Source organism: Bradyrhizobium sp. CCBAU 65884, assembly GCF_028128835.1.
In the GTDB taxonomy this organism is placed as follows: Bacteria; Pseudomonadota; Alphaproteobacteria; order Rhizobiales; family Xanthobacteraceae; genus Bradyrhizobium; species Bradyrhizobium ottawaense.
In genome coordinates this window covers 1-11696 of record NZ_LBJU01000061.1, presented here as the reverse complement: position 1 = coordinate 11696, position 11696 = coordinate 1, and the positions used below count along the sequence as shown (strand labels likewise).

Annotated in this window: 12 protein-coding genes and 1 pseudogene; 7 read left to right on the top strand and 6 right to left on the bottom strand. The window is 63.5% G+C overall.

Going from position 1 to position 11696, the window contains the following annotated elements; all coding sequences use genetic code 11:
* Positions 1–764 (bottom strand): caspase family protein (locus XI03_RS02215; protein ID WP_271591185.1); only part of this gene is annotated, 764 nt, incomplete at its 3' end.
* Positions 765–1144: 380 nt separating this feature from the next.
* On the opposite strand from XI03_RS02215, the gene XI03_RS02210 reads away from it, so the two are divergent.
* Entirely contained in the window at positions 1145–1951 is an 807-nt protein-coding gene (locus XI03_RS02210) for an N-acyl homoserine lactonase family protein (protein ID WP_271591184.1), read from the top strand.
* 112 nt (positions 1952–2063) lie between these two features.
* On the opposite strand, the pseudogene XI03_RS02205 reads toward XI03_RS02210, so the two are convergent.
* From XI03_RS02205 to XI03_RS02195, 3 genes and pseudogenes are all read right to left on the bottom strand, one after another.
* A pseudogene (locus XI03_RS02205) lies at positions 2064–2144 on the bottom strand (MarR family winged helix-turn-helix transcriptional regulator); the annotation flags it as partial.
* Between the two features lie 85 nt (positions 2145–2229).
* Entirely contained in the window at positions 2230–2949 is a 720-nt protein-coding gene (locus XI03_RS02200) for a class I SAM-dependent methyltransferase (RefSeq protein ID WP_038973104.1), read from the bottom strand.
* A gap of 85 nt (positions 2950–3034) precedes the next feature.
* Complete coding sequence (locus XI03_RS02195; protein ID WP_212429555.1) at positions 3035–3577, bottom strand: MarR family winged helix-turn-helix transcriptional regulator; 543 nt, start codon at positions 3575–3577, stop codon at positions 3035–3037.
* Between the two features lie 110 nt (positions 3578–3687).
* Between XI03_RS02195 and XI03_RS02190 the strand changes: the two genes are divergently transcribed.
* The 5 genes from XI03_RS02190 (at position 3688) to fahA (ending at position 9336) form a co-directional block, all read left to right on the top strand.
* Positions 3688–5319 carry an FAD-dependent oxidoreductase gene (locus XI03_RS02190; protein WP_271591183.1) on the top strand — a complete coding sequence of 544 codons (1632 nt, stop codon included), beginning with the start codon at positions 3688–3690 and terminating at the stop codon, positions 5317–5319.
* An 8-nt stretch (positions 5320–5327) separates the two neighbouring features.
* Entirely contained in the window at positions 5328–5552 is a 225-nt protein-coding gene (locus XI03_RS02185; protein ID WP_028143901.1) for a DUF2783 domain-containing protein, read from the top strand.
* A 25-nt stretch (positions 5553–5577) separates the two neighbouring features.
* Entirely contained in the window at positions 5578–6534 is a 957-nt protein-coding gene (locus XI03_RS02180; protein ID WP_028143902.1) for an MBL fold metallo-hydrolase, read from the top strand.
* A 2-nt stretch (positions 6535–6536) separates the two neighbouring features.
* Positions 6537–7883 (top strand): homogentisate 1,2-dioxygenase, encoded by a 1347-nt coding sequence (gene hmgA, locus XI03_RS02175; protein WP_271591182.1) that lies wholly within the window; start codon positions 6537–6539, stop codon positions 7881–7883.
* A 178-nt stretch (positions 7884–8061) separates the two neighbouring features.
* Entirely contained in the window at positions 8062–9336 is a 1275-nt protein-coding gene (gene fahA / locus XI03_RS02170) for a fumarylacetoacetase (protein ID WP_271591181.1), read from the top strand.
* 125 nt (positions 9337–9461) lie between these two features.
* Here fahA and XI03_RS02165 read toward each other — a convergent pair whose 3' ends face one another.
* A complete protein-coding gene (locus tag XI03_RS02165; RefSeq protein WP_271591180.1) occupies positions 9462–9773 on the bottom strand; it encodes a DUF1272 domain-containing protein in 312 nt (103 codons plus the stop codon).
* A 72-nt stretch (positions 9774–9845) separates the two neighbouring features.
* Positions 9846–10325 carry an Lrp/AsnC family transcriptional regulator gene (locus tag XI03_RS02160; protein ID WP_271591179.1) on the bottom strand — a complete coding sequence of 160 codons (480 nt, stop codon included), beginning with the start codon at positions 10323–10325 and terminating at the stop codon, positions 9846–9848.
* A gap of 121 nt (positions 10326–10446) precedes the next feature.
* Between XI03_RS02160 and hppD the strand changes: the two genes are divergently transcribed.
* On the top strand, positions 10447–11565 hold the full coding sequence (gene hppD, locus XI03_RS02155; RefSeq protein WP_271591178.1) for a 4-hydroxyphenylpyruvate dioxygenase: 1119 nt from the start codon (positions 10447–10449) through the stop codon (positions 11563–11565).
* Positions 11566–11696: the final 131 nt, after the last annotated feature.

The window sequence follows — 11696 nt, the reverse complement described above, 5'->3', positions numbered from 1 at the left end:
CGCGACCCGCCGGCTCCCGGGCTGAACGAGAAATCTTCGGCCAATGAAGAGGATATCCAAGGCACCTGCTCGCCGCGCGAAGCGCGGGTGACGCCCATCTTGGTCCGGTTCAGTGTCTCCTCGGCCATCAGGTCGGGGACCCGGATTTCCTTCAGGAGCTCCTGGACGAACAGGCTGTGCTCGCCGCCGGCGTCGGAGACCACCGAGGCCAGCGCCGCCGAATACATCACCAGCGTTCCGTTCGGCGCGATGACCGGGGTCAGGCCAGCCGAGAAGCTGCGGAACCGGCGCTCGAACGGATTGCGCCGGGAGGCGTCGATCAGCGCGATCTTGACGCCGGCGCCGCGGGTGTTGAGCTCGCCGAGGACGGTCTCGAGGCTGAAACCGTCACGGCGCACGTCGGATTCGGTCCAGATCTGCGCATCGATCGGCAGCATGTAGCTCTGGCGCGCCGACTGGATGCCGAAGCCGCTGAAGAATACCAGCGCCACCGATCCCGGCTTGATCTTGCCGTAGAGCTTGTCGAAGGCGCGGCGCATGCCGTCGCCGGTCAGATTCTCGGCGATCTCGACCGAAAAGCCGTCGCGCTTGAGCTCGTCGGCGACGTCACGGGCATCGTTGATCGGTTCCTTCAGCGGGGCATCCGCATCCGGGTACTTCGCGTTGCCGATGACCAGCGCAAAGCGGTCACCGGCCGCAAGCGATGGGGCCGTCGGGACGAGCGAGATGAGCAAGGGCAGAAGAAGAAAGAAGCGAATTTTCATAATCAGCGCGGTCCAGCCAAAAAGGCGCCGTTACCAGCTTGCGCCGCGGCGACCTTAACTTACGCTTCCTGCATTATCAAACCGGGGACGGGAGGCGTCAACCACTTGGAGATTCGGCGTTATCGCGACGATTGACCGCAACGCCCGGGTGCGCCGCAGGGGGAATAAACAGGCTGTCATGTTTGTGCTCGACGTGATCCGGCTCGATCTTACCGGCGGCACGTTAGGGCCTCCATGGCGACGAAAATGTGATTGGTCTCACATTGAGGGCATGGCTCCGTCGCGCCGCGGGGCGTTTGACCTTTGCAGCGGACAATGGCTTGGTGCGCAGGATCGTCCCGGAAGGTCCACTCAGAAAAGCAAAGCAAAAAGCAAGAATCATGGGAAACGCCTACGAAATCTACGCCCTGCGCTATGCGACGATGTCGCCGCGCACCCCCAGCATGAACTTCCTTCAGCCCGATCCGCATGACAGCGCGGCGCAGGACCTCGACTATTTCGTCTGGCTGATCCGAGGGGGTGGCCGCGACATCCTGGTCGACACCGGCTTCAATGCCGAGGAGGCGAGCGCACGGGCGCGCAAGCTGACACTCAATCCGGTCGATGCGCTGGAGCGTTTTGGCGTCAAGGCATCGAGCATTCGCGACGTCATCGTGACGCATCTGCATTACGATCATGCCGGCAATCTCGACCGCTTCCAGAATGCGCGCTTCCATCTCCAGGAGCGCGAGATGGCTTATGCGACGGGGCGCTGCATGTGCAACGGCCTGCTGCGACATCCGTTCTCGGTCGAGCACGTCACGCAGATGGTGCGCCACGTCTATGGCGAGCGCGTCACTTTCTATTCGGGCGACGGCGAGGTCGCGCCCGGCGTCACCGTGCACCGTGTCGGCGGCCATTCCGACGGTTTGCAGGTGGTCAGGGTCGAAACCGCGCGCGGGCCGGTGGTGCTGGCGTCCGATGCCGCGCATTACTACGCCAATCTGCAGCGCAAGAGCCCGTTCCCGATCGTCTACAATGTCGGCGACATGGCGGTCGGCTGGGAAACGATCGAGCGCCTCGCCGGCCATCCTGATCGGTTCATCCCCGGCCACGATCCGATCGTGACGGAGATCTATCCGCGCGCCAGCGACAAGGTCGATGCCTGGGCACTGCATCTGGCGCCGTCGCGGTCATTTGCGAAGTGAGGGCGAAGCCGTCATTCCGGGGCGCGCGAGGCGCGAACCCGGAATCGCGCGCCACAATCTCTGGATTCCGGGTTCGCCGCTTTGCGGCGCCCCGGAATGACAGCGTCGGCAAATACGCCTGCTTGGCGTCGGCCTCTTTGCTGGTCTGGATCAGGTCGAGACTCGCTTCGATCTTGCCGAGCCGGGTCGAGAGCGCCGGTTTGAGTCTCGATCGGCAATTCCAGTCTGACCTTTTCCTCGGACGTGTGCGGTCTCCGAGACGGGCGGCAGATATGGTTTCAACGAGTGCCGGCAGGATCCACACAAGCAACGATATCGCGGGGAGATTTTCGAGCCGCTAGCTCCGGCGGAGAGAATATCGCCAGGTATCCTCCGTCCCCTGCGAGCTTAGATGTGGCGACCTCGCGATAGCCGACGGCAGTTAATTCGCAGCGCAAGAGCTCAATTGGCGTGCCGTGCTTCGACGTCGGAAGCTCAAGATCGACAATTCCCACCCGTGCACCCTGCTTCAAGGCGGGCGCGAGATTGTAGAGGAAGGCATAGGGTTGGGCTATCTCGTGATACATATGCGCAAGGATTGCGGCGTCCAGCGAGGAAGCGGGCAGACGCGGGTCGTGGGGTTCGCCGAGCGCGAATTGCACGTTCGTTAACTTCAGAAGTTTTGTTCGCCTGGCGAGTTCGACGAGGTAATCCCGCGTGACGTCCTGGGCAACGACAGAGCCGGCGGGTCCGACGAGGTGCGAGAGCCTGACCGTGTGGTAGCCACTGCCTGCTCCAATGTCGCCGACTGTCATACCTGGTTTCAGCTCAAGAACGCGTGCGATTTGACCGGCCTCATTGAGGGCGTCGCGGCGCTCTTCGGCGGAGCGGCGCGGGCTGACGATTCGTGCGACAGGGCGCTGCGGTGAGGGAAACTCGTTTGCAGCGACTCCGGGGGGAGCCAGATAACCCATGTCAACCGCGTATGCGCGAGCTGCAGCAAAGGCCACAAGTAGCATCGCTATATACGCCACTGCCGTCACGGGCCTACCAAGCTTTCTCAACCGGACTCCCAAAAGCCGACGTCTGCGCCTCTATGAGTCGCTAATACGCCTGCTTGGCGTCCGCTTCCTTGCTGGTCTGGATCAGATCGAGACTCTCCTCGATCTTGCCGAGCAGCGTCGAGAGCTGCTTGCGCTCCTGCGCGGAGAGGCAGGCGAGGATCTCGTCCTCCCGCCGCAGCAATTGCGGGAACAGCTCTTCGTAGAGCGCGCGGCCCTTCTTCGTCAGTTGCAGGCGGAATTCGCGGCGGTCGGCTTCGTTCTCGACCCGCTCGATCATGTCCTCGCTGAGCAGCGTGGTCACCGCGCGGCTGATGGTGGATTTGTGCGTGCGGGTGCATTGCGCGATGTACTGCGCGCTACAGGCATCGTTGCGGAACCCGAGCGTGGCGATCACGCGCCACGCCGGAATGTCGAGGCCATGCCGTTCCTGATATTCGACCGAGAGCGCGGAACTGACCTCGGCCGCGAGCCGGTTGAGGCGGAACGGCACGAACTTGAACAGATCGAGTCGGGCTTTTGGCCGCGCCGAGGCCTCATCGGCTTGCCGTGCCTTCAGTGCGATATCGCCAGATGTCCTCGCCAAGGGGCGCGCTCCGAATTCCAGTTGACGGCCGGCCGGCTCCGGTCCAAAATAGTTGCACGTGAGACTATCTAGCAGATCAGTGCTCTCCTGACCATAGCCGAGGTTCGAGTATGGCGCAGGCCAAGCCACTTCAGGTCAAGACACATCAGGCCAAAGCCCAGTTCGGCTATCGCCGCCATGCCGATCAGGACCGCGCCGGCCAAGGCCCGGCCGAGCATCCGGTCGTGGTTGTCGGCGCCGGCCCGGTCGGGCTGTCGCTCGCGATCGATCTTGCCCAGCGCGGTCAGCGCGTCGTCCTGCTGGATGACGCCGACCGCATTGGCGAAGGTTCGCGCGCGATCTGCTTCTCGAAGCGGTCGCTGGAATATTGGGACCGGCTCGGCGTCGGCGACCGTATGGTCGCCAAGGGCGTGGTGTGGAGCGTCGGCCGGATCTTCCACGGGGACTCCCTGCTCTACCAGTTCAACCTCCTGCCCGAGGACGGCCACAAGCGGCCCGCCTTCATCAATCTCCAGCAATATTACGCCGAAGCCTATCTGGTCGATCGTATCAGCGACCTGCCCGAGATCGACCTGCGCTGGCGCAACAAGGTGACGGCGCTGGAGCAGCGCAACGACGGCGTGGCGCTGACGATCGAGACGCCGGAGGGCGCCTACCGCCTGCACGCGCAATATGTGATCGCCTGCGACGGCGCGCGGTCTTCGCTGCGGCAGATGGTCGGCGCCGAGTTCGCGGGACAGGTGTTCGAGGACCAGTTTCTGATCGCCGACGTCAAGATGACCGCGGAATTCCCGACCGAGCGCTGGTTCTGGTTCGATCCGCCGTTCCATCCGGGACGTTCCGCGCTGCTGCACCGGCAGCCCGACGATGTCTGGCGCATCGACCTCCAGCTCAATCGCTACGCCGATCCCGTGGTCGAGAAGAAGCCGGAGAATGTGCGGCCGCGGATCGCGCGCATGCTCGGCCACGACAAGTTCGAGTTCGAGTGGATCTCGCTCTACAAATTCCAGTGCCGGCGGATGGACCGCTTCATCCATGGCCGCGTGATTTTCGCCGGCGATTCCGCGCATCAGGTTTCGCCGTTCGGCGCCCGCGGCGCCAATTCCGGGCTCGAGGACGCCGAGAATCTCTCTTGGAAGCTCGATCGCGTGCTGCGCGGCACTTCGCCCGCAAGCCTGCTCGAGAGCTATCATGCCGAGCGCAGCATGGCGGCCGACGAGAACATCCGCGAGTCGACACGCTCGACCGATTTCATGGCGCCGAATTCGCATCAGGAAGCGCGGCTGCGCAAGGCGGTGCTGTCGCTCGCCAAGGAGACAGAGTTCGGCAAGCGCATGGTCAACGGCGGCCGGCTCTCGGTGCCGTGCAGCTACGATTCCCCGCTGTCGTCGCCGGATGCAGATGTCTGGGGCGGCGGACCGTCTCCCGGCTGCTCCATGCTCGATGCGCCGGTTGCCGAGCAGGCCTATCTGACGGACGCCTTCCGCAAGGGTGGAACGGACTTCACCCTGCTCTCGTTCAGCAATGGTGCGGCGATCGATGTGCCCGACGGGGTCAAGGATGTTCGCATCGGCGGCGAGGGCGGACTTGCCGATCCCTCGGGCCTCGTCGCAAAGCGCTATGACGCCGCGCCGGGTGCTGCCTATCTGCTCAGGCCCGATGGCTATGTCGCCGCGCGCTTCCGCCATCCGACGCGCGCCGCGATCGCGGCTGCGTTGTCGCAGGCTCAAGGTCTCAATTGAGGTTTCGCATGCCGTTGTCCACCAGCTCCAACTTTGCGCGGCCGGACGATGCCTTTCGCGCCATCGTCGAGGCGCATCGCGGGCTCACCGAGGAGCAGAGCGCCGATTTCGATGCGGCGCTGGTGCTGATCCTCGCCAACCATATCGGCGAGATCGATGTGCTGCGTGAGGCGATCGAGCTTGCCAAGCGCCGCATGATCGACGGTCAGCAGCAACAACAGCAACAACAATAACCCAGAAGACTAAAAGGACGAATTGATGGCGAAGAACTTCGCATCCACCGGCGATCTCTCGGAAAAGAAGATCACCTTCTCCGAGATCGGCACCGATCTCTATGCCTTTACCGCCGAGGGCGATCCGAATACGGCCGTGATCGTCGGCGACGACGGTTGCCTGGTGTTCGACGCGCAGGCGACGCCGGCGATGGCGAACAAGGTGATCGAGCGCGTCCGCACTGTGACCGACAAGCCGATCAAATATGTCGTGCTGTCGCACTATCACGCCGTGCGCGTGCTCGGCGCCTCCGCCTACAAGGCGCAAGGCATCGTCGCCTCGCAGGAGACCTATCGTCTGATCGAGGAGCGCGGCAAGCAGGATTGGGATTCCGAATACGGCCGCTTCCCGCGGCTGTTCCAGGATGCGCAAAGCATCCCCGGCCTGACCTGGCCGACGCTGACCTTCGAAGGCGAGATGTCCATTTATCTCGGCAAGCGTGAGGTGCGGCTGATGCAGCTTGGCGCCGGCCATACCTCCGGCGACATCGTCGCCTGGGTGCCTGATGCCGAAGTGATGTTCTCCGGCGACCTCATCGAATATCACTCGGCCTGTTATTGCGGCGATGCGCATTTGCGCGAATGGCCGATGACGCTGAACGAGATCCGCAACTTCAATCCCAAGGCGATCGCGCCGGGCCGCGGCGATGCGCTCAACGGCACGGCTACGGTGCGCGAGGCCATCGCAATGACGCGCGATTTCGTCACCTCGCTCTACGGCGCGGCCGAAATCTCGGTGGCCAAGGGACGAACGCTGAAAGAATCGATGGCCGCGACCCGCGAGGTGATGGATCCGAAATTCCACAGCTTCGCCATCTACGAGCACTGCCTGCCGTTCAACGTGTCGCGCGCCTTTGACGAGGCGTCGGGGATCGACGATCCCGTGATCTGGACCGACAAGCGCGACCAGGACATGTGGGCAGCCCTGCAAGGAGGAGGATAGTGATGAACATCAACACCTCGCCCGATCAGATCGTCCGAAGCTCGGCACAGGTCACCCCGGGCTACATGTCCGGCTTCGGCAACAGCTTTGAGACCGAGGCGCTGCCGGGCGCGTTGCCGATCGGGCGCAACTCGCCGCAGCGCTGCGCCTATGGACTCTATGCCGAGCAATTGTCCGGCTCGCCCTTCACCGCGCCGCGCGGCACCAATGAGCGCTCGTGGCTCTATCGCATCCGTCCGTCGGTGAAGCATTCTGGCCGCTTCGAGAAAGTCGAGGCCGGCCTGTGGCGTTCGGCGCCATGCCACGAATACGATCTGCCGATCGCGCAGATGCGCTGGGACCCGACGCCGCTTCCGAAGGACGATGTGACCTTCGTTCAGGGCGTGCAGACCATGACGACGGCGGGTGACGTCAATACGCAGGCCGGCATGGCCGCGCATGTCTACCTCATCACCAAATCGATGGTGGATCAGCATTTCTACAATGCCGATGGCGAGCTGATGTTCGTGCTGCAGCAGGGCAATCTTCGACTCGTCACCGAGTTCGGCCGCATCGACGCCGAGCCCGGCGAGATCGTTGTGATCCCGCGCGGCGTCAAGTTCCGCGTCGAGATTCCGAACGGGCCGGCGCGCGGCTATCTCTGCGAGAATTACGGCGGCGCGTTCACGCTGCCGGAGCGCGGGCCGATCGGCGCCAACTGCCTGGCCAATGCACGCGACTTCCTCACCCCCGTCGCGCATTACGAGGACAAGGACACGTCGACCGAGCTGTTCGTGAAATGGGGCGGCTCGCTGTTCAAGACCACTCTGCCGCATTCGCCGATCGACGTCGTCGCCTGGCACGGCAATTACGCGCCCTACAAATACGATTTGCGTACCTTCTCGCCGGTTGGTGCGATCGGCTTCGATCATCCCGATCCCTCGATCTTCACGGTTCTGACCTCGCCGTCGGAGACCGCGGGCACCGCGAATATCGACTTCGTGATCTTCCCCGAGCGCTGGATGGTCGCCGACAACACCTTCCGTCCGCCCTGGTATCACATGAACATCATGAGCGAGTTCATGGGCCTGATCTACGGCGTCTACGATGCCAAGCCGCAAGGCTTCGTCCCCGGCGGCATGAGCCTGCACAATTGCATGCTGCCGCACGGCCCGGATCGCGACGCTTTCGAGCATGCCAGCAACGGCGAATTGAAGCCGGTGAAGCTGACGGGGACCATGGCCTTCATGTTCGAGACCCGCTACCCGCAGCGCGTCACCGCGCACGCCGCGAACGCGTCCACGCTGCAGGACGATTACGCGGATTGCTGGAAGGGACTGGAGAAGCGGTTCGATCCGAGCAAGCCGTGACGTTCTTACCCTCTCCCCTTGTGGGAGAGGGTGGCTCGCCGCATAGCGGCGAGACGGGTGAGGGGTTCTCTCCGCGAGTGAACCTCTCTCATTCGGACTCGCGGATAGAGACCCCTCATCCGGCGCTTCGCGCCACCTTCTCCCACAAGGGGAGAAGGAAGAAAGAATCGAGTCGAAAGTGACAACCCACCCCAACGACCCCAGCCTCCGCTCCTTCATCGACGTCGATCCCGCCTCCGACTTCCCGATCCAGAACCTGCCCTATGGCGTGTTCTCGACCGCGGCCAATCCGACGCCGCGCGTCGGCGTCGCGATCGGTGATTACGTGCTCGATCTCTGGGAGCTCGAGCAGGATTCCCGGCTCGATGTCGGTCCGCTCGGCGTGTTCTCCGGGGCCTCGCTCAATCCTTTCATGGCGCTGGGACCAAAGGCCTGGACCAGGACGCGGGCGCGGATCAGCGAGCTCCTGCGGGCCGATCATCCGGAGCTGCGCGACAATGGGGAGCTGCGCAGCCGCGCGCTGGTGCCGGTGCGCGATGCAAGGCTGCATCTGCCCTTCACCGTCTCCGGCTACACCGATTTTTACTCGTCCAAGGAGCACGCCACCAATGTCGGCGTGATGTTCCGCGGCAAGGACAATGCGCTGCAGCCGAACTGGCTGCACATGCCGATCGCCTATAACGGTCGCGCCTCCACGGTCGTGGTCTCCGGCACCCAGGTGAAACGGCCGCGCGGGCAGCTGAAGCCGCCGAATGTCGAGCTGCCGAGCTTCGGGCCCTGCAAGCGGCTCGATTTCGAGCTGGAGATGGGCGTCGTGATCGGCCAGCCTTCGCCGATGGGCGGCATGCTCACGGAGCAACAAGCCGAGGAGATGATCTTCGGCTTCGTACTGCTCAACGACTGGAGCGCGCGCGACATCCAGCAATGGGAATATGTGCCGCTCGGCCCGTTTCTCGCAAAAGCCTTCGCGACCTCGATCAGCCCGTGGGTGGTGACGCGCGAGGCGCTGGAGCCGTTCCGCCAGAAGGGGCCGGAGCAGGAGCCGGTGCCGCTGGATTATCTCAAGCAGGGCAAACCGCAGAACTACGATGTCGAGCTCGACGTCTCCTTGCGCGCCGCCGGCGCCAACGCGCCCGCCAGCATCAGCCGCACCAATTTCAAATACATGTACTGGTCGTCGGTGCAGCAGCTGATGCACCATGCCTCCTCCGGCTGCGCCATGAATGTCGGCGATCTCTTGGGGAGCGGCACGATCTCCGGTCCGGAGAAGAACCAGCGCGGCAGCTTGCTCGAGATCAGCTGGAACGGCACCGAGCCGATCGAGCTCCCCGGTGGCGCCAAGCGCTCATTCCTGGAGGATGGCGATAGCCTCGTGATGCGCGGCTGGTGCCAGGGCAGCGGCTATCGCGTGGGGTTCGGTGAGGTGGAAGGGACGATTTTGGCGGCGGAGTAGCCGCGCGCTCCTGTCTTGTAGGGTGGGTTAGCGTCAGCGTAACCCACCTCTTCAGTGTCCGCGGTCGCAGACGTGGTGGGTTACGCTGCGCTAACCCACCCTACGCATCGACGGCGTGGAGAGACCTACCGCCTCTCCGGCGGCACGTCCCGTATCCGCGCGCAATGCGCCGCGACGTCCTCGACGCTGTACTTCAGATGCACCCGCTTGTCCGATGGCGCCTGCTTGCTCGTGCAGACGCCCGGCCGCCATTCCTGCGTCGGCCGGATCGGTCGCGGCGCAAAGCCGCCGCCGCAGTTCGGGCAGACGTTGGACAGTTTTGTCTCGACGCAATCCGCACAGAACGTGCATTCGTAGGAACAGATCCGCGCATCAATTGCATCGGGCGGCAGGTCGCGGTCGCAATATTCGCAGTTCGGTCGAAGCTGGAGGGCCATGGCTGAATCTCCGGATTGGCTGGGATCATCGCAGATCGCGCGGGGAGCGCGAATGACGTAGTTCCCTCGATTTCAGCCGGCCTTGATCTCCCTCAGCGGCAAGCGCGAGCTCTCCTTCAGCCTGTCGAGCACGATCGAGGAGCGCACATGCGCCACGCTCTGATGCGGCATCAAGACGTCGTTGACGAGGTTGGAGAGGCCCTTGAGATCACGTAGCACCGCCTTCAGCACGTAGTCGGCGTCACCGGTGAGCGAATAGGCCTCCTGGATCTCGTCGATCCGGTTCACCAGCGCGCGAAACCGCTTGGAATTGTCCGGCGAATGGGTCGCGAGCCCCACCTGGATGAAGGCGATCACGCTGAAGCCGAGCGCCTCGCTGGAGAGATCAGCGTGATAGCCCGCGATCACCTTCTCCTCCTCCAGCCGCATCCGCCGCCGCGAGCATTGCGAGGCCGAAAGTCCCGCGAGGTCGGCCAGCTCCTGGTTGGTGAGGCGGCCGTCGTCCTGGAGTGCGCCCAGGATCTTGAGGTCAAAAGCGTCAACCTGAATCATGCGTGCTTTGTCCATTTCATGCACAGATCGTGCATAGGATAGCTAAATGCCGTCTCGTTTGCACGCTCCTTGCGCGTCCCATGAAGGATAATTCCTTTCAACAGCAATTCGGGAGAACACCATGGGACCGTTTCCGCACGATGCACCGCCGGCCACTGTCAGCGCCGACAATCCGATGGGCACCGACGGGTTCGAATTTGTCGAATATGCGCATCCCAATCCGCAAGAGCTGCATGCGCTGTTCAAGCTGATGGGTTATGCGCCCGTCGCGCGCCACAAGACCAAGAAGATCACGGTCTATCGCCAGGGCGACATCAACTATCTCGTCAACGAGGAGCCCGGCACCCACGGTTACGAGTTCGTTGCCACGCACGGGCCCTGCGCCCCCTCGATGGCGTTCCGCGTGGTCGATGCGAAGGCGGCCTATGACCGCGCGATTTCGCTCGGTGCGGAGCCTGCCGATGTGTCATCCGCGCAGAAGACGCTCGATGTGCCCGCGATCAAGGGCATCGGCGGCAGCCTGCTCTATCTGGTCGACCGCTACGGCGCCAAAGGCTCGGCCTATGAGGCCGAGTTCGAATGGCTCGGCGCACAAGATCCGCGGCCGGCCGGCGCCGGCCTGTTCTATCTCGACCATCTCACCCACAACGTCCACCGCGGCCGCATGGATGTCTGGGCCGGCTTCTACGAAAAGCTGTTCAACTTCCGCCAGATCCGCTTCTTCGACATCGAGGGCCGCGCCTCCGGCCTGTTCTCGCGCGCACTGACCAGCCCAGATGGCAAGATCCGGATTCCGATCAACGAGGACGCCGGCGATTCCGGCCAGATCGAGGAATATCTGAAGACCTATCGCGGCGAGGGCATCCAGCACATCGCCTGCGGCTGCCGCGACATCTACCGCACCATCGAAGGCCTGCGCGTCGCCGGCCTGCCCTTCATGCCGTCGCCGCCGGAGACCTATTTCGAGCGGATCGACGCGCGCCTGCCCAAGCATGGCGAGGACCTCGCGCGTCTCCGGAAGAACGGCATCCTGATCGACGGCGAAGGCGTGGTCGAGGGCGGCCAGACCAAGGTGCTGCTCCAGATCTTCTCGGCCAACGCGATCGGCCCGATCTTCTTCGAGTTCATCCAGCGCAAGGGCGACGACGGATTCGGCGAGGGCAACTTCAAGGCCCTGTTCGAATCGATCGAGGAGGATCAGATTCGGCGCGGGGTGTTGAAGGTGCATAGCGCGGCGTAGGCACCTGCGTTAGACGCGGGGTGCACCCTCAATGTCGGTGTCGTCCCCGCGAAGGCGCTAGGGCATGCACATATCTGGTGCGGCGGATTGACTCGGGTTCGCCCTGGGGGTTCCAGAATCGGAGATCTATG

Excerpts from the sequence above, each read along its gene's own strand:
- XI03_RS02210 (WP_271591184.1), top strand. The coding sequence starts at position 1,145 with ATGGGAAACGCCTACGAAATCTACGCCCTGCGCTATGCGACGATGTCG.
- XI03_RS02200 (WP_038973104.1), bottom strand. The coding sequence starts at position 2,949 with ATGCTACTTGTGGCCTTTGCTGCAGCTCGCGCATACGCGGTTGACATG.
- XI03_RS02190 (WP_271591183.1), top strand. The coding sequence starts at position 3,688 with ATGGCGCAGGCCAAGCCACTTCAGGTCAAGACACATCAGGCCAAAGCC.
- XI03_RS02185 (WP_028143901.1), top strand. The coding sequence starts at position 5,328 with ATGCCGTTGTCCACCAGCTCCAACTTTGCGCGGCCGGACGATGCCTTT.
- XI03_RS02180 (WP_028143902.1), top strand. The coding sequence starts at position 5,578 with ATGGCGAAGAACTTCGCATCCACCGGCGATCTCTCGGAAAAGAAGATC.
- hmgA (WP_271591182.1), top strand. The coding sequence starts at position 6,537 with ATGAACATCAACACCTCGCCCGATCAGATCGTCCGAAGCTCGGCACAG.
- XI03_RS02165 (WP_271591180.1), bottom strand. The coding sequence starts at position 9,773 with ATGGCCCTCCAGCTTCGACCGAACTGCGAATATTGCGACCGCGACCTG.
- XI03_RS02160 (WP_271591179.1), bottom strand. The coding sequence starts at position 10,325 with ATGATTCAGGTTGACGCTTTTGACCTCAAGATCCTGGGCGCACTCCAG.
- hppD (WP_271591178.1), top strand. The coding sequence starts at position 10,447 with ATGGGACCGTTTCCGCACGATGCACCGCCGGCCACTGTCAGCGCCGAC.